General features: G+C 63.4%; 25 protein-coding genes. 18 read left to right on the top strand and 7 right to left on the bottom strand.

The annotated features are described in order from the left end of the window. Positions 1–225 precede the first annotated feature (225 nt). From ligA to NKI97_RS20805, 5 genes are all read left to right on the top strand, one after another. Positions 226–2,433: an NAD-dependent DNA ligase LigA gene (gene ligA, locus NKI97_RS20785; RefSeq protein WP_352745230.1), complete on the top strand. Its 2,208-nt coding sequence runs from the start codon at positions 226–228 to the stop codon at positions 2,431–2,433. Continuing rightward, entirely contained in the window at positions 2,433–3,125 is a 693-nt protein-coding gene (locus NKI97_RS20790) for a DUF2461 domain-containing protein (RefSeq protein ID WP_352450121.1), read from the top strand. The genes ligA and NKI97_RS20790 overlap by 1 nt, the downstream gene beginning before the upstream one ends. A 119-nt stretch (positions 3,126–3,244) precedes the next feature. Then, positions 3,245–3,973 carry an AzlC family ABC transporter permease gene (locus NKI97_RS20795; RefSeq protein ID WP_352450120.1) on the top strand — a complete coding sequence of 243 codons (729 nt, stop codon included), beginning with the start codon at positions 3,245–3,247 and terminating at the stop codon, positions 3,971–3,973. Then, complete coding sequence (locus NKI97_RS20800) at positions 3,970–4,266, top strand: AzlD family protein (protein ID WP_352450118.1); 297 nt, start codon at positions 3,970–3,972, stop codon at positions 4,264–4,266. Before NKI97_RS20795 ends, NKI97_RS20800 begins: the two co-directional genes overlap by 4 nt. Positions 4,267–4,582: 316 nt before the next feature. Continuing rightward, the gene (locus NKI97_RS20805; RefSeq protein ID WP_352450117.1) at positions 4,583–5,473 is read left to right on the top strand and encodes a LysR family transcriptional regulator; all 891 of its coding nucleotides are present in this window, start codon (positions 4,583–4,585) and stop codon (positions 5,471–5,473) included. Here the strand turns inward: NKI97_RS20805 and NKI97_RS20810 are convergent. Continuing rightward, complete coding sequence (locus tag NKI97_RS20810; RefSeq protein WP_352836320.1) at positions 5,463–7,307, bottom strand: aminopeptidase P family protein; 1,845 nt, start codon at positions 7,305–7,307, stop codon at positions 5,463–5,465. The two genes, NKI97_RS20805 and NKI97_RS20810, sit on opposite strands and share 11 nt — an antisense overlap. 36 nt (positions 7,308–7,343) lie before the next feature. Here NKI97_RS20810 and NKI97_RS20815 point away from each other — a divergent pair, with 36 nt between their 5' ends. Continuing rightward, the gene (locus NKI97_RS20815) at positions 7,344–7,688 is read left to right on the top strand and encodes a hypothetical protein (protein ID WP_352836323.1); all 345 of its coding nucleotides are present in this window, start codon (positions 7,344–7,346) and stop codon (positions 7,686–7,688) included. Positions 7,689–7,727: 39 nt separating this feature from the next. Here NKI97_RS20815 and NKI97_RS20820 read toward each other — a convergent pair whose 3' ends face one another. Together NKI97_RS20820 and NKI97_RS20825 are read right to left on the bottom strand one after the other, a co-directional pair. Then, a complete protein-coding gene (locus tag NKI97_RS20820; protein WP_352836326.1) occupies positions 7,728–8,600 on the bottom strand; it encodes a 50S ribosomal protein L11 methyltransferase in 873 nt (290 codons plus the stop codon). 11 nt (positions 8,601–8,611) lie between these two features. Beyond that, a complete protein-coding gene (locus tag NKI97_RS20825) occupies positions 8,612–9,190 on the bottom strand; it encodes an SCO family protein (RefSeq protein ID WP_352836328.1) in 579 nt (192 codons plus the stop codon). Positions 9,191–9,395: 205 nt separating this feature from the next. Here NKI97_RS20825 and NKI97_RS20830 point away from each other — a divergent pair, with 205 nt between their 5' ends. The 3 genes from NKI97_RS20830 (at position 9,396) to NKI97_RS20840 (ending at position 11,225) form a co-directional block, all read left to right on the top strand. Beyond that, positions 9,396–9,887, top strand: a complete 492-nt coding sequence (locus NKI97_RS20830) for a CreA family protein (RefSeq protein ID WP_352836330.1) — start codon at positions 9,396–9,398, stop codon at positions 9,885–9,887. Between the two features lie 96 nt (positions 9,888–9,983). After that, the gene (locus NKI97_RS20835) at positions 9,984–10,625 is read left to right on the top strand and encodes a DapH/DapD/GlmU-related protein (RefSeq protein WP_352680253.1); all 642 of its coding nucleotides are present in this window, start codon (positions 9,984–9,986) and stop codon (positions 10,623–10,625) included. A 168-nt stretch (positions 10,626–10,793) separates the two neighbouring features. Continuing rightward, a complete protein-coding gene (locus tag NKI97_RS20840) occupies positions 10,794–11,225 on the top strand; it encodes a low affinity iron permease family protein (RefSeq protein ID WP_352836333.1) in 432 nt (143 codons plus the stop codon). 69 nt (positions 11,226–11,294) lie between these two features. Here the strand turns inward: NKI97_RS20840 and NKI97_RS20845 are convergent, their stop codons facing one another. Then, positions 11,295–12,167 carry an SDR family NAD(P)-dependent oxidoreductase gene (locus tag NKI97_RS20845; protein WP_352836336.1) on the bottom strand — a complete coding sequence of 291 codons (873 nt, stop codon included), beginning with the start codon at positions 12,165–12,167 and terminating at the stop codon, positions 11,295–11,297. 130 nt (positions 12,168–12,297) lie between these two features. On the opposite strand from NKI97_RS20845, the gene NKI97_RS20850 reads away from it, so the two are divergent. Then, positions 12,298–12,579, top strand: coding sequence for a hypothetical protein (locus NKI97_RS20850; RefSeq protein WP_352742449.1), 282 nt, complete (start codon positions 12,298–12,300; stop codon positions 12,577–12,579). 6 nt (positions 12,580–12,585) lie between these two features. Here the strand turns inward: NKI97_RS20850 and NKI97_RS20855 are convergent, their stop codons facing one another. Beyond that, positions 12,586–13,161 (bottom strand): TMEM175 family protein, encoded by a 576-nt coding sequence (locus NKI97_RS20855; protein ID WP_023676740.1) that lies wholly within the window; start codon positions 13,159–13,161, stop codon positions 12,586–12,588. Positions 13,162–13,317: 156 nt separating this feature from the next. On the opposite strand from NKI97_RS20855, the gene NKI97_RS20860 reads away from it, so the two are divergent. Next, positions 13,318–14,526, top strand: coding sequence for an MFS transporter (locus NKI97_RS20860; protein WP_352836339.1), 1,209 nt, complete (start codon positions 13,318–13,320; stop codon positions 14,524–14,526). A 9-nt stretch (positions 14,527–14,535) separates the two neighbouring features. On the opposite strand, the gene NKI97_RS20865 is transcribed toward NKI97_RS20860, so the two are convergent. Beyond that, entirely contained in the window at positions 14,536–16,008 is a 1,473-nt protein-coding gene (locus NKI97_RS20865; protein ID WP_352836342.1) for an MATE family efflux transporter, read from the bottom strand. 193 nt (positions 16,009–16,201) lie between these two features. Between NKI97_RS20865 and NKI97_RS20870 the strand changes: the two genes are divergently transcribed. After that, positions 16,202–16,990, top strand: a complete 789-nt coding sequence (locus NKI97_RS20870) for a L,D-transpeptidase (RefSeq protein ID WP_352836345.1) — start codon at positions 16,202–16,204, stop codon at positions 16,988–16,990. Between the two features lie 146 nt (positions 16,991–17,136). Here the strand turns inward: NKI97_RS20870 and NKI97_RS20875 are convergent, their stop codons facing one another. After that, on the bottom strand, positions 17,137–18,615 hold the full coding sequence (locus tag NKI97_RS20875; RefSeq protein ID WP_352836348.1) for an esterase-like activity of phytase family protein: 1,479 nt from the start codon (positions 18,613–18,615) through the stop codon (positions 17,137–17,139). A gap of 214 nt (positions 18,616–18,829) precedes the next feature. Here NKI97_RS20875 and NKI97_RS20880 point away from each other — a divergent pair, with 214 nt between their 5' ends. From NKI97_RS20880 to NKI97_RS20905, 6 genes are read left to right on the top strand one after another with little or no spacing between them, the layout of a single operon-like run. Then, the gene (locus NKI97_RS20880) at positions 18,830–19,819 is read left to right on the top strand and encodes a TIM barrel protein (protein WP_352836351.1); all 990 of its coding nucleotides are present in this window, start codon (positions 18,830–18,832) and stop codon (positions 19,817–19,819) included. Positions 19,820–19,861: 42 nt separating this feature from the next. Then, entirely contained in the window at positions 19,862–20,920 is a 1,059-nt protein-coding gene (locus NKI97_RS20885) for a sugar ABC transporter substrate-binding protein (RefSeq protein WP_352450099.1), read from the top strand. A 56-nt stretch (positions 20,921–20,976) separates the two neighbouring features. Beyond that, the gene (locus tag NKI97_RS20890; protein WP_352450098.1) at positions 20,977–22,503 is read left to right on the top strand and encodes a sugar ABC transporter ATP-binding protein; all 1,527 of its coding nucleotides are present in this window, start codon (positions 20,977–20,979) and stop codon (positions 22,501–22,503) included. Between the two features lie 16 nt (positions 22,504–22,519). Next, positions 22,520–23,497 carry an ABC transporter permease gene (locus tag NKI97_RS20895; RefSeq protein WP_352450097.1) on the top strand — a complete coding sequence of 326 codons (978 nt, stop codon included), beginning with the start codon at positions 22,520–22,522 and terminating at the stop codon, positions 23,495–23,497. Beyond that, positions 23,494–24,369 carry a MurR/RpiR family transcriptional regulator gene (locus NKI97_RS20900; RefSeq protein ID WP_023676730.1) on the top strand — a complete coding sequence of 292 codons (876 nt, stop codon included), beginning with the start codon at positions 23,494–23,496 and terminating at the stop codon, positions 24,367–24,369. Before NKI97_RS20895 ends, NKI97_RS20900 begins: the two co-directional genes overlap by 4 nt. Continuing rightward, positions 24,366–25,283 (top strand): ribokinase, encoded by a 918-nt coding sequence (locus tag NKI97_RS20905; RefSeq protein WP_352450095.1) that lies wholly within the window; start codon positions 24,366–24,368, stop codon positions 25,281–25,283. Before NKI97_RS20900 ends, NKI97_RS20905 begins: the two co-directional genes overlap by 4 nt. Positions 25,284–25,291 lie beyond the last annotated feature (8 nt).

The following is a 25,291-nucleotide window of genomic DNA, read 5'->3' on the forward strand; positions in this document are numbered from 1 at the left end:
AAAGCTCATCATCCTCGCAAACGCACTACTCAGCGACAATCGGACCTGGACACCATCTCTCCCTTGACCAACACGGATACTCCAGGCGAGTTCGTTTCCGGCGCTCGCGACCTGAGTCAGGGTCTGGCGCCATCCTGCTGTTCAGGAATGATTTTCCGTGCCTGGTCTCTCCCTCGTGAGAGAATCCTGTTCTATTGTGTCGCGCCACCGTGGAGGGAGCAGTGCATGGACGAAAAACCAGTCGAGTCGCTCAGCGAAAGCGAGGCGGCAAGCGAGTTGAAGCGGTTGGCGCAGGAGATCGCCGAGCACGACCGGCGCTACCATGGCGAGGACGCGCCGATAATCACGGATGCGGAATATGACGCGCTGACCCGGCGCAACCTCGCCATCGAGCAGCAGTTCCCGCATCTTGTGCGTGAGGATTCGCCCTCACGCAGGGTCGGCGCCCCGCCGGCCGAAGGTTTTGCCAAGGTGCGCCACGCGGTGCCGATGCTCAGCCTTGCCAAGGCCTATACCGACCAGGACGTCGCGGACTTCATAGAACGGGGCCGGCGATTCTTTGACCGCGACAAGGATCTGAACATCGCCTTCACGGCGGAGCCGAAGATCGACGGGCTATCGGCTTCCCTGCGGTATGAAGGCGGTGTGTTCGTGCAGGGAGCAACGCGCGGCGACGGCGTCGTCGGCGAGGACATCACCGCCAATATCAAGACCATCGCCGATATTCCCAAGACCTTGAAGGGATCGGACTGGCCCGAGGTCATCGAAATACGCGGTGAGGTCTATATGACCTACGCGGAATTCGAGGCGCTGAAGCAACGTTCGGCGGCGATAGGCGGCCAGGATTACGTCAATCCGCGTAACACGGCGGCCGGGTCGCTCCGCCAAAAGGACCCGTTAGTTACCGCCAGCCGCAACCTTAAATTCTTTGCTTACGCCTGGGGCTATGCTTCAAAGGATCCAGCTCCGACCCAATACGATTCCGTGCAAAAATTCGCGGAGTGGGGATTCAAGGTCAGCCCGCTGATGGTCCGGGCAAGATCGGTCGAGGAACTGGTCGCGCACTATCACCTAATCGAGACCCAGCGCTCATCGCTGGGCTACGACATCGACGGCGTCGTCTACAAGGTCGACCAGCTGGAATTGCAGCGCAGATGGGGTTTCGTCACTGGCGAACCACGCTGGGCCATTGCCCACAAATTTCCAGCCGAACAGGCGATGACAACCGTGCTCAGGATCGACATTCAGGTGGGCCGTACCGGTACGCTGGCGCCCGTTGCCCGGCTTGCACCCGTCACGGTCGGCGGCGTCGTGGTCGAAAATGTCACGCTTCACAACGAAGATTACATCAAGGGTCTGGACAGCAACGGCCAGCCGATCCGCGACGGCTATGACGTGCGTATCGGCGACACGGTGGTCATCCAGCGGGCAGGGGACGTCATTCCGCAAATCGTGAGTGTCGTCGCCGACAAGCGGCCGACTGATGCCGTGCCCTACGAATTCCCGCACAGATGTCCGATCTGCGGCTCGCCCGCAACGCGCGAGATCAACGAGAAGACCGGCAAGGAGGATTCCCGCCGACGGTGCACCGGCGAGCTGATCTGCCCCGCGCAGGCCGTGGAAGGATTACGCCACTTTGTGTCGCGCGGCGCCATGGATATCGAAGGCCTGGGGGCTGAAAACATAGACCTGTTCTTCAATGCCGGGTTGGTCAAAACTGCCGCCGATATCTTCACGCTCCGGGACCGCCGTCCCGCCGTCACCAAGGCGCTGGCGGAGCGACGGGAGGAGCAGGCCAGGCAGCGCGACGCCGCATCGGGCAAAACGCGCAAGAATGTACGCAGCGTCGAGGAACGCAACTATGACGGCCTCGACAAGCTCTTCGCTGCCATCGACGCCCGCCGCGAACCCGAACTTGATCGCTTCATCTTTGCGCTGGGCATCCGCCATATCGGCGAAACGACGGCCGTTGTGCTCGCCCGAACCTTCTCGACGATCGAGGAGTTGATCCGCATTGGCAAGGAGACAGCAGCGGCAGCCGATCCACACACCGTTTTTCCTTCGATCAACGGCATCGGCGATACGGTGATAGGCGCCCTTCGCGATTTCTTCGGCAATGAACGCAACGACGCCGTACTTGAAGCGCTGCTCACACAGGTCCACCCGAAGCCGTACATTGTGAACGTCTCAGCCGATAGTGCGGTCGCCGGCAAGACAATCGTGTTTACAGGCACGCTGGAAAAGATGACGCGCCCGGAGGCCAAGGCGATGGCCGAACGTCTCGGCGCGAAGGTCGCCGGCTCGGTTTCCGCGAAGACCGATCTTCTGGTGGCAGGGCCAGGCGCCGGTTCCAAGCTGAAGGATGCGACCAAATTCGGCATCGAGGTGATCGACGAGGACACCTGGCTGCAGCGGATTGGCAAGGGCGGGTGATGGCGGCTGCGTTCAACGGTTTTGGGCAAAAGGCCATTCCCTTCCTCAAGGCGCTGGATTTTCATCAGAGCCGGGAGTGGTTTTTAGAGAACCGCGACCTTTTCGAACGCGACCTGCGCGATCCCTTCGGCGATCTGGTCGAGACGCTCTCCGAGCGCTTCACGGCCGCGGGGCTCGGCCTGCGCGGCGACCGCAAGAAGTCGCTGTTCCGGATTAATCGCGACGTGCGTTTCGCCAAGGACAAACGGCCTTATAACCGGCATTTGTCGGCGATCCTTTCGCCTGACGGCACCAAGATGGAACAGGGCGTGTTTTACGTCCATATCGGGCTGGAGCGCTGCTTTGCCGCCGTTGCCTGGTGGCAGCCTGGACCGGAGCTATTGCTGGCGCTGCGCAACGCGATCGCGAAGCGGCCCGCTGAATTCCGTACCCTCGTTGCGGCGCTGAAGAAGAACGGCCTCGAATTCGACCCGGACGGCTGCATGAAGCGCACGCCGCGCGGCTTCGAGCATATCGCCGAGCCCGATCTCGCTGCCGCGATCCGCAACCGGCATTTTGCCGTCCGGCACGCAATCGAGCCGGCGGATATCTACGGAGCTGGATTGGTCGACGAACTCGTCGACTTCGTCATGCGGGCTAAACCGCTGCTTGACTGGGGCAGGGCGATCGAAGGCAAGGCTTCGCCGCGCTAGGCACGGAAGCGCGTTTGCGCGACCTTCAGCTGTCATTTCCGCTGATCGTTTGCCTCAAGCGAATTGGTGTGACAAGCCGCGCCGCCCTCCCTACATAGGCGCTTCCCGAGGAGCGGTCGATGTCGGCGGAAGCAATCTCCGAAAACAGTGCGAAAAGCGATTTCTGGGACGGCGTGCGGCTCAGCATGCCCGTCGTGGTGGCGTCGGCGCCGTTTGCGTTGCTGTTCGGGGCGCTCGCGGTCGACAACGGGTTTTCCGTGCTCGAAGCGTTCCTGATGAGCGCAACGGTGTTCGGCGGCGCCAGCCAGATGGTCGGCATCGAGCTGTTCGGCCAGCATGTCGCGCCGTGGCTGATCGTGCTGTCGATCTTCGCGGTGAATTTTCGCCATGTGCTCTATTCGGCTGGCATCGGCCGGCGCATTGCGCATTGGCCACTGGTGCAGCAGGCGATAGGCTATTTTGTGCTGACCGATCCGCAGTTCGCGGTGGCCGAGCGCAAGGCTGAGGCCGGCGAGACCGTCGGGTTCACCTGGTATATGGGGCTTGGGCTGCCGGTCTATTTGTTCTGGATCATCGAAAGCGCGCTCGGCGCGATGTTCGGCAAGCTTATTCCCGACACCGATGCGTTGGGCATCGATTTCCTGCTGCCGATCTATTTTCTCGGCCTGGTCATGAGCTTCCGCAAGCGGCCTCTGTGGCTGCCGGTGGTCGTCGCCAGCGCTGCCGCCTCCATCATTGCATACAAAACGGTCGGCTCGCCCTGGCATGTCTCCATAGGTGCGCTGGCGGGCGTGCTGCTCGCCGTCATCCTGCCGCCCCGCCACAGCGGCGTGGAGGCACGGCCATGAGCACGACCTTGTGGATCATCATCGCCGCTTCGATCGCGACCTATCTGACCCGCATCGGCGGTCATCTGGTGATCTCCCGCTTCGATCATATCCATCCGCGCGTCGAAGCCGGGCTCAGCGCCGTGCCGGCGGCGGTGCTGACCACGCTGGTGGCGCCGGCGGCGCTCAGCGCCGGGCCGGCGGAATGGGCAGCCTTGATCGTTGCCGCCTTGGTCTCACTGCGCGGCGGCCTGATGGCGATGTTCCTGGCGGGTGCTGCCGTGCTGATCCTCGCGCGGCAGCTCGTCGGCTGATCGACTTTTGCCTTGACGGCGAGAGCACACATGCGCCTTACCGCAGCGACTATTGCCGCGCCGACCCGCGACAGGCTCAGCCGGATCGCCTCCGCTCTCTCCTGGTGGGCGCGACGCACGGCGTCGCTATAGAGCGCTTCGCGCTGCTTCGGCGTCAATGCGCTTAGATCGATCGGCTGGATGCCGAAGGGCTCACGCGACATTTCCATCTCCCCTGGTTTGCCGTGTTGATCGGCAGCTACACCGGCGATTTACGGGAAAGGCATAATCAGTTAAAATGAATAATTAAGATCGTTATGTTCTCCAGGAGAGATGTATGGATTTGGCCGATCTGCGCATCTTCCGCACGGTGGTGCGCGAGGGCGGAATCACCAGGGCGGCGGAAAAACTGTTTCGCGTGCAGTCGAACGTGACCACACGCATCCGGCAGCTCGAGGAGGATCTCGGCGTGCAGCTGTTTATCCGGGAGGGCAAGCGCCTGCACGTATCGCCGGCCGGTCACAGATTGGTCGGCTATGCGGATCGGCTGCTGGCGCTTGCGGAGGAGGCGCGAACGGCGATGCTCGATCCACGCCCGCGCGGCACTCTTCGCCTAGGTGCCATGGAGAGCACCGCCGCGGCACGGCTTCCAAGTCTGCTCGCCGAATACCATGCACGGCATCCCGAAGTGGAAATCCAGTTGCGCACCGGCAATCCGCAGGTTCTCGCGACCGCCATGCTTGCCGGCGAACTCGATGCAGCCTTCGCCGCCGAGCCGATCGCTGACGTTCCGTTCGAAAAGCTGCCCGCATTCCACGAGCAGCTGGTCATTGTCTCGGCGGCATCGCGCGTTTCGGTCGAAGACCACCTGGACATGCCCAAAACCATGATAGCCTTCGAGCACGGCTGTCCGCACCGCAAGCGGCTGGAACAATGGTATGCGCGCAGAGGGTTCATGGCCGAGAAAACCATCGAGCTTGGCTCATACCATGCCATCCTTGGTTGCGTGGTGGCTGGCATGGGCATAGCGCTGATGCCGAAAAGCGTGCTTTCGGGTTTTCCGGAAAGCCGCTGGCTAAAGCTGCACGAACTGCCCGCTGACGAAGACAATGCCGTCACAGTGTTGTTCTGGCGCAAGGGAGCCGGTTCTCCCAACGTCACCGCTTTGCAGGGACTGCTTGCGGAGCAAAGCCTGTCAACCGGCGTTGCCGCCGCGGCTATTGCTTGAAGTCGTGCGGCAGCGGCGCGGTTGCCTTTTCCAGCCAGGCCAGCGTTTCGCCGTCGAGCATCGGTCCGATCTCGGCCAGTACGCGCGCATGGTATTCGTCAAGCCAATGCAACTCGTCGCGGGTTAAAAGGTCCGATCGGACCAGCCGCTTATCGATCGGCGCCAGCGTCAGTGTCTCGAAGCCGTGCATGGCGATGTCGCCGCCCTCGATTGCCTCGGCCGGTGTCACCAGAATCAAGTTCTCGATGCGGATGCCGTAGGAACCTTCCTTGTAATAGCCGGGCTCGTTGGAGACGATCATGCCGGCCAGCAGCTTCTCGGTACCGGTCTTGGCGATACGCTGCGGGCCCTCATGCACGGCAAGATAGGAGCCGACACCGTGCCCGGTGCCATGGGCGAAATCGCAGCCGTGTCTCCATAGCGCCAGGCGCGCCACTGCATCGATTTCGGAGCCGCGCGTGCCCTGGGGGAAGCGCAGCATGGAGATGCCGATCATGCCTTTCAGCACCAGCGTGAAGCGCTCGCGCATCTCCTCGGTTGGCGCGCCAATCGGAACCGTGCGGGTAATGTCGGTGGTGCCGTCCTGGTACTGCCCGCCGGAATCGAGCAGGAACAGCTCGCCATCCCCCAGCTTGCGATTGGTGGCGCGGGAGACGCGGTAGTGCATGATGGCGCCGTTAGGACCAGCGCCGGAGATGGTATCGAACGATACGTCGCGCAGCGGCATCTGCGTTTCTTCGCCGGTCTGGCGGCGCGTCTCCTCAAGCCTGGTGACAACGGCGATTTCGTCGAGCGTGCCGGGCTTCTGGCGGTCGAGCCAGCACAGCAGCTTGGCGACCGCGGCGCCGTCGCGGCGATGTGCGGCGCGTGCGCCGGCGATCTCAGCTTTGTTCTTTGTTGCGCGTGGAATGCGGGCCGGATCGGGCACGGCAATGACGGTGCCGCCATTATCCTCGACCAGCATCCTGAGCTTGTCCGCCGCTAGAACCGGGTCCAGCGCGATTTTTGCACCGCTCTTGGCCTGGGTGACGATTGCCGTTTCGAATTCACCTGGGTCGTGCAATTCGGCGAGCTGCGTCAGGTAGGCCGCGACAGTGCGCGAAAACTTGCGCTGGTCCATGAAAAGCAGATGCGAGCCGTCGGCGGCCAGCACGGCAAAGCCGAGCGCCAGCGGTGTGTGCGGTACGTCGCCGCCACGGATGTCGAACGCCCAGGCAATGGAGGAGGGGTCGGTCAGCACGGCATGGGTGGCGCCGTCCTTCTCGATGGCTGCCGCGAGCCGCACCAGCTTGTCCTTGGCCAGTTCGCCGGCAAAGCCGATCGGGTGGATCTCGACCGGCGCCAATGGCGGCCCGGGCTGATCTTGCCAGACGGCGTCGATAGGATTTTGTTCGAGCGGCACCAAGGTCGCGCCGGACTTCTCGGCCGAGGCTTTCAGCGCCGTGACGTCGCTGATCGTATGGAGCCACGGATCGAAGCCCAACCGCACGCCCTTGCCGAGATTGTCTTTGATCCAGTTGGCCGGCGGGTTGTCGACAAGGCTCTCGATCGAAAAGATGTCGAGATCGACCTCCTGGCGCACCTGCAGCGTGTAGCGCCCGTCGACAAACATGACGGCGCGCTCGCCAAGCACAATGGCGACGCCGGCCGAGCCGCTGAAGCCGGTCAGCCATTTCAGCCGTGCCGAGCGATCGGCGACATATTCGCCCTGGTGCTCGTCGGCACGGGGCACAATGAAGCCATCCAGCCCGTTCGCCGCCAACCATTGGCGCAGCATTGCCACGCGCGGCTTGCCAACGGCCGGATCGCCGGCGGAATCGAAGGTCTGGAACATGTCGGCTCTCCTCGAATGCTGGCGCGACCGTAGCGCATGACCTCGAAAATCGGAATCGATTTTCGGAACGATCATTCCCGGTTGCTGCGTGTCTCTTTGCGCATGGAGGCCATGCAGAATCGGCGATTTCAAAAAGCGTCAGCAAGGCTTACCTTCTTCACGTGGAGGAAAGAGTCCTGTTGCCCTGCAAAGGAGACCGTCATGTCCACGATTTCACCTAGACGCGGATTTTTCAGAAACGCTGTGAAAGCGCTGATCGAAGCTCGCCAGCGCGAGGCGAGCCGGTATGTGAGCGGCGTTCTGCTTGGCTTTGACGACGAAACGCTGAAAGCTCACGGCTACGATCGCGAACAGCTGAAGAAAGCGGCGAACTCGCGCTAGGTCCGAGCTGATTCCGGCTTGCGTTGAAGGCGCTGCGCCTCAGCGCTTGAGGTGAATCGTCACCCAGCCCTCGCGGTGCAAGGTGCGGACGTGCCGGAATTTCTGGCCGACATAGGCCGCGATTACCGCATCGCGCTGGCGCTCGAGGATGCCCGACAAAACGATCGAGCCACCGAGCGCGATATGTCCGGCCATTTGCGGCGCCAGACGGATCAGCGGCCGCGCCAATATGTTGGCGACGATCAGGTCGAAGGGCGCACGCGCGGCAAAGATCGGATGATGAAAACCGGGCGCCGCCACCGTTTCAATGAGCCCCTTGACGTGGTTCAGCCGTGCATTGGCGGCGGCCACCTTGACGGCGACCGGGTCGATGTCGGTCGCCAGCACCGGTATATGCGCGAGCTTGGCCACCGCGATGGCGAGCACCGCGCTGCCGGTGCCAAGGTCAAGCGCGTTGCGCGGATGCTCGCGCCGTATGACCTGCTCCAGCATTTCGAGGCAGCCGGCGGTGGTGCCGTGATGGCCGGTACCGAAGGCAAGGCCGGCCTCGATCTCGATCGCGAGTTCGCCGCTGTGTCGCTTCCTGCGGTCATGCGCGCCATGGACGAAGAAGCGCCCGGCCCGCACCGGCTTCAATCCCTCCAGCGAGCGCGCCACCCAGTCGATGTCGGGCAGCGCTTCGCGCGCTATCGGTTTCGACAGCGACAGTCCGGCAAGGATGTCCCTAAGCCGCGCCTCGACCGCATCGACGTCGTCGTCGGCATAGAGCGATACTTCGTGGATGTCGCGGTCCTCGTCGACCTCGAGCACCGCAATCGGCAGGCCGTCATCGTCGAATGCCGCACCGAGCGCCGCGAAGATGCGATCAGCCTCGATCTTGCCCGCGGTGAAATACAAACGCGTCTGCGTCATTACCGGATGTGTCAACCTTCCGCCGCCAGCCGTTTGAGCTTGGCGATGGCGGCATCCGGGTTTTCGCCATAGGCAATGGTGCCGGCGAAATCGCCCTTGGCGTTGAGCAGCAGCACCGAAGCAGTGTGGTCCATCGTGTAGTCGCCGTCGTTCGTGTCGACTTTCTTCCAGTAGATGCCGAAGGACTTGGCCATGGCGTGGACCTTGTCCGGATCGCCTGATATGCCGAGGATGCGATCGGAGAAATTGCTGACATAGGTGTTCATGATTTCGGGCGTATCGCGCTCCGGGTCGACCGTAACGAAATAGGCACGCAGGTTCTTGCCGTCGTCGCCCATCGTCTTCAGCCAGCCGGCCAACTCGAAAAGCGTGGTCGGGCAGATTTCCGGACAGTGCGTGAAGCCGAAGAAGACGACGCTGGGGTGGCCGCGAAACGCGGCTTCGGTGACCGGCGCGCCCTTCTGGTCGACCAGCGTGAACGGTGCTCCGAACGGCTCGCCGCCATAATGTCCGCGGTACCAGTCGAAGGTGAGCCAGCCGATTCCGGCGGCCATCAGGACGAGAATACCGACCAGAATTGAACGCATCATCAGTGAAAGTCCGTCGTTATTCCATCGGGCGCCGGGTTGGCGCCGTGAAGGCCCTGGCTTGGCGAACACTCTTAGCGGTTCGGTCGCGCCGACGCAAAGATGTCGCGTTGCCGCAACCGGCAATCCTGTGGGAGGCGATCTGCTTGCAAAGCGCTGCCGTTCGTCCCACCTGAGGTCGGCAAAATTCGAACCGCAGGAGGCCTCTTTGCGAAAACTGATTGGCGGCGCGTTAGCCGCATGCCTTGTCATTGGCGCCGGCGCGGCCGCCGCCGCCGAGGAAGTCGGCAAGGTCGGCGTCGATTGGCTCGGCAACGATATCATCGTCGAGGCGATCAAGGATCCGAAGGTCGAGGGCGTGACCTGCCACGTCTCCTATTTCGACCGTGGCGTGATCGACCGCCTGCAGAAAGGCAACTGGTTCGAGGACCCGTCCGATTCCTCGGTCTCCTGCCGCCAGACCGGGCCGATCACCATTGGCGACATCGACTTGAGCGAGGCCGGCGAGGAGGTGTTCAAGCAAGGCATCAGCCTGATCTGGAAAAAGCAGGTGGTGAACCGCATCTACGACAAGGCCAACGAGACGCTGATCTACCTGTCGCATTCGCGCCAGGTGCAGGATGGCTCGGCAAAAATGTCGGTCACCACCGTGCCGCTCTACGGCCAGAACGTGGTGTGGACCGGCGGCAAGCCGAAATAGAGACTTAAGGTGCTACAGGGTCCTTGGCGCGTCCAAACGGATGCGCGGCGCTGCACTCGGCTTGCGAGACTATGCGCGCGGGCGTAAAGCGCGCGCATGGACCGTCCCGAACACCTTGTCCTGAAAGATCCCGAGCCGCGCATCCATCCGACGGCGGAGCTGAAGGCGTGCAAGCTTGGACGCTATGCGTCGATCGGCGAGCGCGTCATCTTACGTGAAGTCATAGTTGGCGACTTCTCCTACTTCGAGCGCCACGCCGAGGCGATCTATACGACGATCGGCAAATTCTGCTCGATCGCCGCCAACAGCCGCATCAATGCGCTGGAGCATCCGGTCGAGCGGCTGACGCAGCACAAGATCAGCTATCGGCCCAACGAGTACTTCCGCTGGCTGGGTGTCGATCAGGCATTCCGCGACCGGCGGCGGGCGAGAGCCGTCAGCATCGGCCATGATGTCTGGATCGGCCATGGCGCCGTGATCATGCCTGGCATAGTGATCGGCAACGGCGCGATCGTCGGTGCCAACGCGGTGGTGACGCGAGACCTGCCGGCCTATGCAATCGTCGCCGGCGTTCCGGCCAGGCCATTGCGGCAGCGCTTCAGCGCGGGAACTGCGGCCCGGATCGAACGTCTTGCCTGGTGGGACTGGCCGGTCGAGAAACTGGCCAGGGCAGTCCCCGACATGCAGGCCTTGCCCATCGAGGCTTTCCTCGACCGCTGGGAAAACGACGCCGCCTGAGTTCGGGCTATCTGCAAGCGGTCCGACGGCCTACGCGATCTGCTCCTCCAACAATGTACCCGCGACCTTCCGCCGCGAGGGAACCAGGAGCGGCTGCCAACTGTTTCTGCAGACACAATGAACTCGGCTTCCGTCCGGGTTCGTCGCCCGGCTGCTGAGGGAGGTTGAATGATTGAGAAGCTTTTCACCAGGATCGCCAACAACGTCGCCCATTTTGCCGGCCTGCCGCCGACGTTTGCCGTCTGTTTCCTGATCATCGTCGCCTGGGCGGCAAGCGGGCCGATGTTCGGCTTTTCGGACACCTGGCAGCTCGTCATCAACACCGGCACGACGGTCGTCACCTTCCTGATGGTGTTTCTCATTCAGAACACCCAGAACCGCGATGGCGCCGCGATCCAGGCGAAGCTCGACGAATTGATCCGGGTCAGCACAGCCCAGAACACCTTCATCGGTATCGAACACCTGACTGAGACCGAAGTCGAAGAGATCCGCAAGAAATGCGAACAGGCAGCGAAGCGGCATGATCAGAAGCTTGCCGAGTTGGCAGCCGAGAAAGCCATGGCGAAGAAGCGGAACACGAAGAAGCACGCAGCGGCGTGATATAAAGGTCCGGCGCATACCTGCGAAGATCGGACCCGATTCTTTGCTACGGTGATCTTCGGTTCGGGATCATGCGCTGCGTGTCATGAATGCCGCGAAAGCATCCTTGTAGTCCGGATGCCAGCGCGACAGAGCAGGACGGTTCTCAATGATGTCGCCGATCGCCCAGGCCATGCGCTTTTCGTCCATGGGCCGGGTCGCCTCGTTGTCGGGGCACAGCATGTAGAAATCGCCGCGCAAGAGCGAGGCCAGCATGAAGTCGATGACCTGCTCGCCGGTCCAGGCGCCGGCCGGCTTTTCGGTCGCACCTTCGGTCAGGCCGGTAAAAGTGAACCCGGGGATAAGCAGATGCGCCGCGACACTGGCGCCCGGCTCGTTGCGCAGCGCGTGTGCAAGGCCCTCGGTATAGGTCTTCACGCCAGCCTTGGAGACGTTGTAGGCGAGGTTGCCGGGCGGCGTGGTAATGCCTTGCTTGGAGCCGGTGTTGACGATCAGGCCGGGCTTTCCCGCCGCCAGCATGCGTGGCGCGAACGCCTCTACGCCATGCACGACACCCCAGAAATTGATGTCCAGCAGTCGCTTCCAGGCGTCACGGTTCTCCCAGGGCTTGCCGGGGTTGTTGCCGACGCCGGCATTGTTCATCAGCAGCGACACGTCGCCGAAAGTGCCGGATGTCCTTTCGGCGAGGCGGTCGAGCTCGTCGGCTTTCGAAACATCGATGGCAATGGCAATCACGGCGCTGTCGCCGGCGATGGCGGCGACGGCGCGCCGGGCCTCATCAAGGCGTGCGCCGCCGATATCGGCCAGCGCGATCTTCATGCCCATCGCCGCCAGCCGTTTGGCGGCGGCAAGGCCGATGCCGCTGGCCGCGCCGGTAATGACGGCGACGTTGCCGGAGGCAAGTGCGGGCAGGGCGGTCTGGATCTCGGCGTCGGTGGTCATGATTTTCTCCTGTTCTGGCCGCGGCGAACTTAGCGCGGAAAGAGGCTCGCGCAAGCCGGTGCCGGCATCTTCGGGTTGACCGCACCGGCGGGCGCTGCGCATGCTGATATCGAAAAAGGAGACCTGACGATTGACCGACTGGATCGAGATCCTGAAAGAACAGACCGCCACCGGCGACCAGATGAGCCGCGAGGTGCCGCAGATGCTCGCCAATCCCGACATCAGCGAAGCGCAGGTGAGGACGCTGTTTTCGGCGCTAGAAAAACAGGCCGAATTCGTCGAAAAGCTGCGCATGGCGCTGGAAAAATTCGGCCATGATTTTTCAGTGATCAAAGCGGCCGAGCGGCTGGAGGAGCGCTACGCCGACCTTGCCGCTTCGGTAGCGGAAAAGCTGAAAGAAATGCGGGGCTAGACGGGCCTATTTCTCGATCAGCCGCTCGAAGCGCCTGTCCGGCACGAACCAGATCATCGCCACCAGGACATAGATCGAGACACCGATCCAGTGATTGACGAAGGTCAGCGCGATGGCGGAAAGATAGAGGACCAGCGAGATCTTTCCCTTGAGGTCATTGCCCAACGCCCTGGCGAAGAGAGTCTCGTTGCCGTGCAGTCGATGCAGGGCCATGGTGAGGATGTTGAAGCCGATGGCGCAGAGCGCCAGGTCGACGCCATAGACGGCAACCGGCACCGGCGCGAAATGGTTCTCACCCATGAAGGCTGTCGTCGCCGGCATCAGCGATAGCCAGAACAGCAGGTTGAGGTTCGCCCACAGCACGCGGCCGTCGACCCGCTGCACGGTATGGAACATGTTGTGCAAATTGTTCCAGTAGATGCCGACATTGATGAAGGACAGCACATAGCTGAGGAAGATCGGCCAGAGTGGTGCCAGCGCGGAAAAATCCTCGCCATGCGGCACCTTCAATTCCAGCACCATGATGGTGATGATGATGGCGACCACGCCATCGGTGAATGCCTCGACTCGTCCCTTGCCCATGAATCTCCCCTGACAATCCGCTGAAGTTAAAAGAGGATCTCGCTCAGCGCCATCGGCAAAGCTGCCAAACTTGTCAGGAGCAAGCCGGGGAGGGGGAACGGCTGACGCGAAAAAGGCGTTAGGATGTCAGATCCCGAACAGCAAAAGGTCGAAAAAATGACAGCTCACGCTCAAGTCATGACGCGCGATCACGAACTCGGCGGCCGCGCTGCGGCGGCCGCCGTGGCCGCCATGATTGCGGCTCTTTTCGCCGGCAGCACGGCGCTGACGCCACTTTACATCATCTACAAGCAGGTCTTCGGCTTCTCGCAGATCACTTTGACGCTGGTCTACGCCGTCTATGTCATCGGCAATCTGGCAGCGCTTCTGACGTTAGGGCGTGTGTCCGATGTCATCGGGCGCCGTCCAATGGCATTGGCCGGGATGGCGGTGGCCGTCGTCAGCGCGGTGGTTTTCCTGTTCGCCGAAAATGTCGCCTGGCTCGACATCGCCCGAATTCTGAGCGGACTGGGAATCGGCGTCGGCGCGGGCACCGGCACCGCCTGGCTCGCCGAATTGCTCCCGACCGACGACAAGTCACAGGCGGCGACGATTGCCACCAGCACCAATTTTCTCGGCCTCGGCCTCGGTGCGCTGGGGGCCGGGTTGCTCGCCGAATACGCGCCTTGGCCGCTCAGGCTGACATTCGTCGTCTACCTGGCGATGCTCGCGACTGTAACCCTGCTGGTCTGGCGCACGCGGGAAACCGTTTCGCGGCCGGGGAAACTGGCTGACGTTTCGATGCGGCCGCGGCTTTCCGTGCCCGATGCCATCCGCGCAAGTTTCGTTGCGCCGGCGGTGACCGGCTTTGGCGCAATGGCGCTGGTCGGCTTTTATGCAGCACTCGCACCGAGCATTTTGGCGCAGCAGCTGCAGGTAACCAACCATGCTGAAGCCGGCGCTCTGTTCTTTGAATTGGCGATCGTGACGGCCGCCACCATTGTGGTGACGGCACGTCTTTCGAGCCGAGCTGCGATGTTCGCAGCGCTTGCGCTGATGATCCCAACCGTCGCGCTGATTGTTGCGGCGCAGGTCTTCGCCTCGATGGCCATAATGATTGCCGGGACCGCCTTGTGCGGCGTGGCGGCAGCGCTCGGCTATCGCGGCGGCTTGCAAGTGGTGAACGAGATCGCGCCGGCGGACCGGCGCGCCGAAGTCGTCTCGGCCTTCTTCATCTGCTGTTTTTGCGGCAACGCGCTGCCGGTCATCGGCATCGGCGTTCTGTCGACGGTGACAGGTGCGACCGTGGCAAGCCTGGCCTTTGCCGGCATGATTGTCGTCTTTTCCCTGGTCGCTCTCGGGTTTGGCGCGAAATACGCGCGCTGAGCCGACCTTTCAGCCGTTCGGTGTCTCGGGCGAAAGGTGCGCGCGCTGGCGCGGTACGCCGAGGCCGGTATCCGGCGGTTCGCCGGCAGCCGGCCGGCTCTCGATCATGTGCAGGCTGCGCCAGCGGCCGAAGCGATAATAGGCCGCGGCCAGCACGAGCGAGGTTATAGAGCCAGCCGGAAAGCTCCACCACAGAGCTTCCTCGCCGATCACGCTTCGGAAGAAATAGGCGAAGCTGGTGCGCACCAGCAGCACCGAGATCACCAGGATGATCAGCGGCGGCATCACCGCGCCGGTGGCACGCACGGTGGCGAAGAGCACGATGGTGATGCCGAACAGGATGAAGGACCACGACGCGATCTTGTTGATGTGAGTGGCGATGTCGAGTGCTGCACTGTCGCTGCCAAGGAAGAGGCTGAGCACCGCGCGATCGAATACGAACAGCAGCGCGACGAGCATCCCGGTGAGCACAAGGTTGAAGCCGACGCCGGAGGTGGCGATGCGTCCAATCCGGTCCCAGCGCCTGGCGCCGACATTTTGCGCCGCCATGGACGACACCGCGGCGCCGATGGCGAGCGCCGGCATCTGGATATAGGTCCAGAGCTGTGCGGCTATGCCGTAGGCAGCTGCAACCTGCGAGCCGTACGAGTTGACCATGCCCATCACCGTCAGCGCCGCGGCCGAAACGACGATCATCTGCAGGCCCATCGGCACGCCCTTGAAGACGACGATGCGCAGCAGCGCCGGGTCCGGCCGCAGCAGAGCGAGATTAGGGCCGGCCAGCCGCAGCGGGTGCTTGCGCGCATAAAGCACGATCAGGATGGCAACCACGCTTACCGTCTGGCCGATCAGCGTCGAGGTGGCCGAGCCGGCGATGCCGAGTTCGGGGAACGGGCCGATGCCCAGGATGAGCAACGGGTTCAAAACGACGTCGAGCACGACGGCCAGCGCCATGAACAGGAAAGGCGTGCGCGAATCGCCGGCGCCGCGCAGCACCGTCATGACGAAGGACAGCAGGTTCATCATCGGCACGGCCAGGAAGATGATGCGCAGATAGGAGCGCGCCAGCGGCAACGCGTCGGCCGGCGTGCCGAGCGCATCGAGGATCGCATCGACCCAGATCCAGCCGCAGACCGCGAACACCACCGAGACGAGGAAGAAGAAGGTGGCGCTGGTGCCGACGATGCGCCGGGCTTCGGGCAGGTCACGAGCGCCGACGGATTGCGCGACCAGGATGGTCGCCGCCATGCCGATGCCGAACACGGTGCCGAGGATGAGAAACAGTACGAGGTTGGCATTGGACGTGGCGGTCAGCGCCGCTTCACCGAGGAAACGGCCGACCCACACGGCATTGATCGAGCCGTTGAGCGACTGCAGCACATTGGAGCCGAGCACCGGCAGGGCAAACAGCAAAAGGGTGCGCGGGATAGGTCCACTGGTGAGGTCGCCGGTCTGCCGGCGCGCGGGCATGTTGTCGTCCATGGCAGGCAACTCGGCGAAGACTTGTCTTGAGTCCGCAATGATTGCCGATTTAACGGGAGAGGTCGATGCGGCGCTGTAAATTCCGCCTGGCGTGCCTTGGTCTAAGCATTTCTCAAACCTTCCGGAATCGTATATTGATCCCGCACGCGTGGGGCCGCATTTTCCTGGGTCTCATGGGTAAGCCGGGGGGCTCATGTCCGATATTCCGTTGTTTTTTGAGCGCCTGAACCGGCGCGCCTTTCTTGGTGCATCCGCTCTGGGCGCGGCCTCCGTGGCTCTTTCGTCGTGCACCACGACGGACGTGGCGGCGCCGCCGGTGCCCGCGGCACCAAGCGATCCGGCGCTCGGCGATGCCGCAAGCATGTATGCCGCGCGCATCGACGAGGGCTATCAACTGCCGGCAATCCCGGTAGCCAAGGTCGATCCGAAATTCGTGCGCCAAATCGTGGCCGACCCGACTGGAGAAAAACCCGGCACGATCGTCGTCGATACTTCCGAGCACTTCCTCTATCTGGTGCGCGACGGCGGCAAGGCAATTCGCTATGGCGTCAGCCTCGGCAAGGCCGGTTTCGGATGGACCGGCAGCGCCGTGGTTCAGGTGAGGAAGAAGTGGCCGGTCTGGACGCCGCCGCCGGAAATGATCCAACGCCGGCCGGAACTGGCGAAATACAAGGACGGCATGCCGCCCGGCCCGCAGAGCCCGCTTGGCGCCCGCGCGCTGTATCTCTTCCGCGACGGCAAGGACACGATGTATAGGCTGCACGGCACGCCGGAGTGGGATTCCATTGGGAAGAACGCTTCCTCCGGCTGTGTGCGCTTCATGAACCAGGACATTATCGATCTCTACAGCCGCGTCGACGGCGTCGCGCCGGTCTTCGTGCGCCCGAACCTGTCGGCCGCCGGGAAGATCGCCGCCGTGTCGAACAGGACGGCCGAGCCGATCGATGTCGGCGTGCCAAAGGACGCGGAGATGTTGAGGTAAGTGCCTTCGACTGGATCGTCAGTCGCAGGTTTTGCAACGCACTAGGACACCGTCCTTGCGCGGGCGAGCCGCAACTGAAGGGCACGACCGCTCAATCGCGCCAGTTCAGGCGGACGCGTTCGGCGCGTCCGCCTGTATGGGTGCCGCTACTTCTTGGCGAGGCCTGGGAGCGTGACCTGATAGACCAGGAACATGGTGTCGACATCGGCGCCATCCTCGGCCTTGTAGGCCGCGCCGACCTGGAAGCCGTCCTGCGTGAGGAAGTCATTGTCATTGGCGACGAACAGGAAATAGTCGTCGGGCAGCTTTGGATCGAGGACGCTCACCACCGACATCGCCTCCCATTTCTCCGAAAGGTTGTTGCGGTCGTTGGGCGCGCCATTGTGCAACCCGAAGCGGCCGAGCTCGGTCTTGTCGTTGATGTCGATGAACGGCGTCAGCTTGGCCGGCGTCACCGATGGATCGAGCTCACCCTTGGGTGCCAGTGGCTTGTCCTTGTCGAACTCTGTGCCGGCGATATCGGTTGCCGCCGACACATCGACGACGCTGATCTCGCGATGGAGCGAAGTGTCGCCCTTCAGCCCCTGGCCATTGCCGCTGTCGCGCGCCAGCATCAGGAAGGTCTTGTCCGACAGCGCCACGATTTCGCTCTGCGCGGCGATCTTGGTTTTGCCCTTGGCATCGGTGAACACCGGCAGCGGCACGACATATTCATGCGCGAGCTTGAGCTGGCCGGGATCCGAGGCATCGTAGACCAGCGCGCGCGTGTTCTGGCGCGTCGAGGCGGAATCGCCGCCATCCTGCCTTGGGGCCGACTGCAGCACGGCAATCAGGAACTTCCCGTCCGCCGTCAGCGCCATGCCTTCGAGGCCCTGGTTGTTCTGACGGCCGGTTTCGGGATCCTTCGGATCTGGGTCTGCCGCGCCAGGTCCCGGATTGTCGGAAGCAAAGTTTGGCGTCCCGTGACGCATCGGGACAAGCGCCGCCGGCGGCTGTGTTGCCGACATCAGACGCCCATCGGCGGAGAAGCGGTAGATGTTCGGACCGTATTCGTCCGAGATGAACATCGTGCCGTCGGGCAGCCGTACGATCGCTTCGTTATCGAGCGCGAGCTTGCCGTTGGCTTCGGGCAGGATCGGCATGTCGTCGGTCGCGGCACGCACGCCGTTGAGCGGATCGAGGCCGGTTGCGTCGGCGCCCTTGTCGTCGGTCAAAAGCGTGGTGTCGGCAAGCGTCGCCTTGAGGCCCGATTGTTCCTGGCCGGTGGCCGGTGCCGCACCCGGCGCGATCGGGGCGAACTCGAGGGCGATCGTGTTGAGGCGCGGGCGGTAATCGGTGGTACCGACGACGTTGTAGCCGCGATCCGGCAACAGCCATAACGAGCCCTTGTAGCCATCGGCGCCATGCGTCCAGCCGGCAGCGTCGATCGACATGCCCGAGCCCGAGCCAAACGTCTCGCCGAACTTGTCCTTCTGGCTGGCCGGGATGCGGCCGACACCGACCATGCCCTTGTTGACGAAGCTGACGCCGCCGACGGTTGCGGCGTTTTCTGCCAAGGCCGGAGTCAATGCGGTGAACATCGCCAGCGCGACGGCGAGGGACGCGGTTCGGTGCAGGTTTTTCATGGAAATCCTCTTTGTGACAAAGCTGCCGGGGCCCGAAAAAGCGCCGCGTCGGATCAAGGATGCCGCGAAAGCTTTCGGAGAAGCGATCTAGGACGCGAACATGATACTTGCGTGACAGTGCCGCGCTTGCTTGTCCCCCGTGGTCGCAATTGGCCTATTAACAACTTTACAAATAATCGTTCTCATGTAAAGTTATGACAATGAAAGGTCCCCGATGACTGCCTATCGTTTCGCCACCCGCCTCAATTCCTTTGCCTCGCGGCCACAGTCCGAGTGGCCCGATCTTGTCGGCAAACCGTCCATGCTGCAAATGGCGGCACGTGCGGCGAAGGTTGCGGAGTTGACCGACCTTGACCTCAACTTTCCCGACCATGTCGATGAGAAGCCTGCGGAAATGGCACGCAAACTCAGCGATTTCGGGCTTTCGATCAATGGCTTCGCCATGCGCTACTACTCTAACCCGGCTTTCAAGCTCGGCGCCTTCACCAATCCGGATCCTTCCGTTCGCCGCGAGGCTATCGACCTGACCAAGGCCGGCATTGACGCCGCGCGCGAGGCCGGCGCCAGCCTGATGACCTTGTGGCTCGGGCAGGATGGCTTCGACTACGCCTTCCAGGCTGACTACGCAACAGTTTGGCAACACGAAATCGATGGTATTCGTGAAGTAGCGGCGCATGATCCGGGCTGTCAGATCAGCCTTGAATACAAACCCAACGAGCCGCGCTCCTACAGCCTGATGCCCGATGCGGCGACGACATTGCTGGCGATCCGCGAGATCGGCCTGCCCAATCTCGGCGTGACGCTCGATTTCGCCCATGTGCTCTACGCCGACGAGCAGCCGGCCTTTGCCGCTGCGCTGGTGGCGCGACACAGCAAGCTGCTCGGCGTGCATCTCAACGACGGCTACGCCAAGCGCGACGACGGCTTGATGGTCGGGGCCGTGCATACGCTGCAGACGATCGAGCTGCTCAGGCAGATCCGTCGAGACGGCTATGCCGGCGCCATCTACTTCGACACGTTCCCCGACATGACCGGGCTCGACCCGGTCCACGAATGCGAAGTCAACATCGCGACTGTCAAGCGCATGCTGCGCGTCGTCGATCGGCTGGAAAAGGACAATCGCCTGTCAGCCGCCGTCGACCGTCAGGACGCGGTCGCCTCGCAGGCCATCGTCCAGGAAGCCATGCTCGGGCCGGACAGCTGAAGCTCCGGCGCCATCACCGTTTTCAACCAGGGAGGAAAGACCATGAAATTTCTGCTTGCCACCGCCACCGCTGCCCTGATGGCGCTGTCTATAGGCTCGTCGTTTTCCGCGGACCTCGCGCCGCTCAATTCCGACACCGAGAACGATCGCATCGACTGGTCGCAGCTCGAGGCCAAGTTCGGGGCCTTCCCCAAGCTGCCCGAGGGCACCAAGGCGGGTGCGGTCTCCAAGACGCTGACCAACGAATACTGGCGCTCGCTGGGAGAGGGCTACAAGTCGTTCGGCGACCGCACCGGCGTGCCCGTGGTCTACCAGGCGGCGCAGAGCGAGGGCGACCAGCTCGGCCAGCTCACCATCGCCGAAGGCCTGGTCACGCAAGGCTACAACGTGCTGCTCGTTTCGCCGCAGACCGACTCCAACCTGCAGCCGATCATGGAACAGGCCAAGGCAGCCAATGTGCCGGTGGTCAACGTCAACGACGCGGTCATCCCGCAGGCCGAGCACTATGTCGGCAATGTCCAGCGCGACAACGGCGTGCGCGTCGCCAAATGGTTCATCAAGAACCGGCCGGATGGCGGCAAGGTCGCCATCGTCGAAGGCCAGGCCGGCGTCTACGCCGCCGTCCAGCGCACCGACGGTTTCAAGACAACGATCACCGAGGCCGGCAAGTTCGACGTCGTCGCCAGCGTCCCCGGTAACTGGGATCGCCAGACCTCCTACGACGCGGCCACCAACATCCTGCAGCAGCACCCCGACCTGATCGGCTTCTATGCCAACAATGACGGCATGGCGCTGGGCATCGTCGAGGCGGTCAAGGCTGCCGGGCTGCAGGACAAGGTTGCGGTCTTCGGCACCGACGGCATCTCCGACGCCTATGCCTCGATCCGCGCCGGCGAGCTGACCGGCACCGTCGATTCGTTCCCGGTGCTGACCGGCGAGGTGGCGCTGGAATCGGCGCTGCGGCTGGTGGCCGGGCAGAAGCTGCCGCGCGTCGTTGCCACGCCGCAGGCGCTGATCACCAAGGACAATGCCGACCGTTACTCTGGCGCCGGCGACGCCGTGCGCAAGGCGCTGCTCGAGGACGCGGCAGCGGGCCAGTAGAGCAGGGCCGGCAGGTGCCGGCCTTGGGTCGGCACCTTGCCTGGAGAACCGAAGCAATGTCAGCGCGGCTGCAATTCGAGGGCATTTCCAAAGAGTTTCCGGCTGTGCGGGCGCTGAGCGAAGTGTCGTTTTCGGTCGGCGCCGGCGAGATCCATGGCCTGCTCGGTGAAAACGGCGCCGGCAAATCGACGCTGCTGCGCATACTGTCAGGCGTCTACCGACCGACGGCGGGAAGCGTGCTGATCGACGGCAAGCCGGTGATGCTGAACAATCCGGTCGCCGCACGCGCCGCGGGCGTGGCGATGATCCATCAGGAATTACAGCAGGTGCCACGCCTCAGCGTCGCCCAGAACATGTTTCTCGGCCATCCGTTGACGCGCGGCGGCGTCTTCGTCGCACGGCGCGAGCAGGAAAGCCGCGCTGCGGAAGCGCTGGCCGCCATCGACCCAACCATCGATCCGGCAGCCCCGCTTGGCAGCCTGAAGGTGGCGCAGCGGCAGATCGTCGAGATCGCCCGGGCGCTGCTCGACCGCGCCAGGATCGTGGCGATGGACGAGCCGACGTCGAGCCTCACGCCGAGCGAGTTCGAACAGCTGGCGGAAGTCATTGCCGGTCTGGCACGCGACGGTGTCGCCGTCATCTATGTCTCGCACAAGCTGGACGAGGTGTTCGGCATCTGCGAGCGCGCCACTGTCATGCGCGACGGCGTTGTGGTCGAAACCGTCGATCTCGCGCAGGTGTCGGAAAAGGCCGTCGTTTCGATGATGGTCGGCCGCGAGCTTGCCCAGGAACAACACCGCTCGCATGCTTCCCCCGAGATCAGGCTGAGCGTGCGTGGCCTCGCCTCGGCAACCAAGGTCCGTGACGTTTCGTTCGACCTGCATCGCGGCGAGGTGTTGGGCATTGCCGGACTGGTCGGCTCCGGCCGCACCGAGCTGCTGCGGCTGCTGGCCGGCGCCGACCGGGCCTCATCAGGCGCAATAGAGATCGACGGCAAGGCGGTAAAGCTTTCCAGTCCGCGCGACGCGATCGCGGCCGGCATCGGCCTGGTGCCGGAGGAGCGCAAGCGCGAAGGCATCGTGCCGTTGCGGTCGATCTCCAGCAACATGGCGCTGGCCTCGATGGGCGTGTTCGCGCCGCGCGGCCTCATCGACCACCGCCGGCTGAAGCGCGTCGCAGCCGAGAAGATGAAGCGAGTCAATCTCAGGCCGTTCCTGCTCGACCGGCCAATTCGGCTGTTCAGCGGCGGCAACCAGCAGAAAGCGATCATCGGCCGCTGGCTGGCGGCGGGAACGCGGATCCTTCTGTTCGACGAGCCGACGCGCGGCATCGATGTCGGCGCCAAGGCGGAGATCTACCACCTGATCGAGGAACTCGCCGCCGAAGGCCATTCGGTAATCGTCGTGTCGTCCGAACTCCCCGAGGTGATCCGGCTCGCCGACCGCGTGCTGGTCATGCGCGACGGCACGGTCGCCGCCGAACTGGGCCGCGCAAGTCTCAGCGAACACGCGATCGCCGCGCACGCCATACCCCAAACGAAGATTGAGGCCGGCAAGGCGCAAGGCCATCGGGCCGGTGCATAACGGACAGGACCAGCGGATGACCGATATAAGCCAACACACAGCAGCGCGCCCAAGGGCAGATTTCCTGCACCGGTTTTCCGTGCGCGACGCCGGCACGCTGATCGGCCTGGTGGTGATCCTTGCCGTCTTCGGGGCGCTGGTCCCCGGCTTTTTTGCCGAGCGTAACCTGATCAACATCCTGCAGCAGTCGAGCATCAATGCCTGCCTGGCGTTGGGCATGACGCTGGTCATCATCTCGGGCGGCATCGACCTGTCCGTCGGGCCGACGGCAGCCCTTTCGGCGGTCATCTCGGCCTCGATGCTGGTTGCCGGTGTGCCGTTTCCGCTGGCCATCGCCGCTGGCTTCGCCATCGGCCTCGCCTGCGGCCTGCTTAACGGCGTGCTGGTTGCCTATGTCGGGCTGCAGCCCTTCATCGTCACGCTGGGGACGCTCAGCACCTACCGGGCGCTGGCGCTGATCTATACCGGCGGCAATCCGGTGCTCGGCCTGCCTGCCGGCTTCCGTGCCATCTTCAACGGCTCGCTGTTCGGATTGCCGTTGGCGGTCATCATCGTGGCCGTGGTCGCGCTGATTGCCTGGATCATCCTCAAGAAGACGCCGTTTGGCGAATATCTGCTCGCCGTCGGCGGCAATGAGGAGGCGGCCTACATAGCCGGCGTGCCGATCGCCCGCACCAAGATCGCCGCCTATATGATCTCGGGCCTGCTGGCAGCGCTTGCAGCGCAGATCCTGATCGGCCGGCTGGGTGCGGCCGAACCCATTCTGGGCAATCTCTGGGAGCTCGACGCCATAGCAGCGGCGGCGATCGGCGGTGCCTCGCTGATGGGCGGCAAGGGCAGCGTCGTCGGCACCATCCTGGGTGCCGTCATCCTTGGCAGCATGCGCAACGGCCTGACGCTGATGAACGTGCAGTCCTTCTATCAGCTCCTGGCAACTGGCCTTATAATCCTCGCCGCGATGCTTATCGATCGCGTGACGAGGGGACGTGGATGACCTTGACCGGGCTGGACCTGAAAGCAGTAGGACCGCGCATTCGCATGATGATGCCGCATCTGACGCCGCTCGAGGCGAAGGTGGTTGAAACCGTCTTCGGACGGCGCGGCTTCGACGAGACCATACCGCTCAAGCAGATCGCCGAGGAGGCCGGTGTCTCGGAGGCGATGGTGGTCAAGATCGCCAAGAAGCTGGGTTTTTCCGGCTATCGCGATTTTCGCACGGCGGTCTATGAATACAGCCGCCTGCCGACCGCCGAGATGCATCAGGAGCTGTCGGTGGACGACAGTTCGGCCGAGATCGTGCAGAAGGTGTTCCGCACCTCTATCCAGGCGCTGGAGGAGACGCTGGCCATCCTCGACATGGACGATTTCGACCGTGCCGCCGATCTGCTTTACCGCGCCAGGAATCGCGATTTCTACGGCGTCGGCGGCTCGGCGCAGATCGCACGCGACGTTTCGCACAAATTCCTGCGCATCGGCATCCGCACCTCTGTCTACGACGATTCGCACATGATGCTGATGTCGGCCTCGCTGCTCGGCGCCGACGACATTGCTGTCGGCTTCTCGCATTCCGGCAACACGAGCGCCGTCATCGACGCCATCCAACTTGCGCGCAAAAGCGGCGCGCGTACGCTGGCCATCACCAACTATGACAACTCGCCATTGGCAGCCGTCGCCGACATCGTGCTTTGCTCGACCGCGCAAGGCTCGCCGTTGATGGGTGAGAACGCAGCGGCCCGCATTGCCCAGCTCAACATTCTCGACGCGCTGTTCGTCGCGGTCGCGCAACGCGACTACCAGGCGGCGGAGCGCAATCTCGGCCGCACCATGTCTGCGGTGACGTCGAAACGGAAAGATAAGGGCACATGACGGCTTCCCCGCCGCTGGTGACCGTATTCGGCAGCCTGCATTACGACATCATGGTCGAAGCCGCCGATCGCCCGCGCAAGGGCGAAACGGTGACCGGTCATGCCTGGCATCCAAAATGCGGCGGCAAGGGCGGCAACCAGGCGGTATCGGCAGCGCGGGCCGGCGTGCGTGCGGCGATGATCGGAGCTGTCGGCGACGATGATTTCGGCCGCGCGCTTCTCGACAATCTCGGTCGCAACGGCGTCGACCAGCGCTTCGTGGGAGTGGCTTCGGGCGCCGGCTCGGGCATGAGCGTGGCGATTTTCGACGACAGCGGCGACTATGGCGCGGTGATCGTCTCGGGCAGCAATCTCACTCTCGGCGAAAAGGACATTGCGGAGGCGACCGAGCTGATGGCGCAAACGGCGGTTCTGCTGCTGCAGAACGAGGTGCCGGAAGCCGCCAATATCGCCGCGGCGCGAGCGGTGAAGGCGTATGGCGGCCGCGTCGTTCTCAATGCGGCGCCGGCGCGAAAGCTGACAGCCGAACTGATCGCGCTGACCGACATCGTCATCGTCAACGCCATCGAGGCGGAGTTCCTGGCCGGCGTTTCGGTCGTCGACACGCTCGAGGGTGCTGCGAAGGCGGCCGGCATGCTCGTCGGTTTCTATCCGGCTGCAATCGTCACGGCCGGCGGCGAGGGCGTTGCCTATTGCGACCGCGACGGCCAGGCATTCGCCTTGCCGGCGATGCCGGTGGAGGTGGTCAGCACCCACGGTGCCGGTGATGAATTCGTCGGCGCCTTTGCGGCGTGGCTTGCGCGTGGAGAGCCCGTCGAGGCGGCACTTGCCGCCGCCAATGCCGCCGCTGCCTCGCTGGTCGCAACGCCGGAGCGCGAGCGCGGGGGTCTTGTTCAATCTGAGCCTGCTCAGTGACCGCCGCG

The organism is Mesorhizobium sp. M0296 (assembly GCF_040321675.1).
Classification (GTDB): Bacteria; Pseudomonadota; Alphaproteobacteria; order Rhizobiales; family Rhizobiaceae; genus Mesorhizobium.

Bases quoted from the DNA above. Each gene is read 5' to 3' on its own strand.
- ligA (WP_352745230.1), top strand. From the start codon at position 226: ATGGACGAAAAACCAGTCGAGTCGCTCAGCGAAAGCGAGGCGGCAAGC.
- NKI97_RS20790 (WP_352450121.1), top strand. From the start codon at position 2,433: ATGGCGGCTGCGTTCAACGGTTTTGGGCAAAAGGCCATTCCCTTCCTC.
- NKI97_RS20795 (WP_352450120.1), top strand. From the start codon at position 3,245: ATGTCGGCGGAAGCAATCTCCGAAAACAGTGCGAAAAGCGATTTCTGG.
- NKI97_RS20800 (WP_352450118.1), top strand. From the start codon at position 3,970: ATGAGCACGACCTTGTGGATCATCATCGCCGCTTCGATCGCGACCTAT.
- NKI97_RS20805 (WP_352450117.1), top strand. From the start codon at position 4,583: ATGGATTTGGCCGATCTGCGCATCTTCCGCACGGTGGTGCGCGAGGGC.
- NKI97_RS20810 (WP_352836320.1), bottom strand. From the start codon at position 7,307: ATGTTCCAGACCTTCGATTCCGCCGGCGATCCGGCCGTTGGCAAGCCG.
- NKI97_RS20815 (WP_352836323.1), top strand. From the start codon at position 7,344: ATGACCTCGAAAATCGGAATCGATTTTCGGAACGATCATTCCCGGTTG.
- NKI97_RS20820 (WP_352836326.1), bottom strand. From the start codon at position 8,600: ATGACGCAGACGCGTTTGTATTTCACCGCGGGCAAGATCGAGGCTGAT.
- NKI97_RS20825 (WP_352836328.1), bottom strand. From the start codon at position 9,190: ATGATGCGTTCAATTCTGGTCGGTATTCTCGTCCTGATGGCCGCCGGA.
- NKI97_RS20835 (WP_352680253.1), top strand. From the start codon at position 9,984: ATGGACCGTCCCGAACACCTTGTCCTGAAAGATCCCGAGCCGCGCATC.
- NKI97_RS20840 (WP_352836333.1), top strand. From the start codon at position 10,794: ATGATTGAGAAGCTTTTCACCAGGATCGCCAACAACGTCGCCCATTTT.
- NKI97_RS20845 (WP_352836336.1), bottom strand. From the start codon at position 12,167: ATGACCACCGACGCCGAGATCCAGACCGCCCTGCCCGCACTTGCCTCC.
- NKI97_RS20855 (WP_023676740.1), bottom strand. From the start codon at position 13,161: ATGGGCAAGGGACGAGTCGAGGCATTCACCGATGGCGTGGTCGCCATC.
- NKI97_RS20860 (WP_352836339.1), top strand. From the start codon at position 13,318: ATGACAGCTCACGCTCAAGTCATGACGCGCGATCACGAACTCGGCGGC.
- NKI97_RS20865 (WP_352836342.1), bottom strand. From the start codon at position 16,008: ATGGACGACAACATGCCCGCGCGCCGGCAGACCGGCGACCTCACCAGT.
- NKI97_RS20870 (WP_352836345.1), top strand. From the start codon at position 16,202: ATGTCCGATATTCCGTTGTTTTTTGAGCGCCTGAACCGGCGCGCCTTT.
- NKI97_RS20875 (WP_352836348.1), bottom strand. From the start codon at position 18,615: ATGAAAAACCTGCACCGAACCGCGTCCCTCGCCGTCGCGCTGGCGATG.
- NKI97_RS20880 (WP_352836351.1), top strand. From the start codon at position 18,830: ATGACTGCCTATCGTTTCGCCACCCGCCTCAATTCCTTTGCCTCGCGG.
- NKI97_RS20885 (WP_352450099.1), top strand. From the start codon at position 19,862: ATGAAATTTCTGCTTGCCACCGCCACCGCTGCCCTGATGGCGCTGTCT.
- NKI97_RS20890 (WP_352450098.1), top strand. From the start codon at position 20,977: ATGTCAGCGCGGCTGCAATTCGAGGGCATTTCCAAAGAGTTTCCGGCT.
- NKI97_RS20895 (WP_352450097.1), top strand. From the start codon at position 22,520: ATGACCGATATAAGCCAACACACAGCAGCGCGCCCAAGGGCAGATTTC.
- NKI97_RS20900 (WP_023676730.1), top strand. From the start codon at position 23,494: ATGACCTTGACCGGGCTGGACCTGAAAGCAGTAGGACCGCGCATTCGC.
- NKI97_RS20905 (WP_352450095.1), top strand. From the start codon at position 24,366: ATGACGGCTTCCCCGCCGCTGGTGACCGTATTCGGCAGCCTGCATTAC.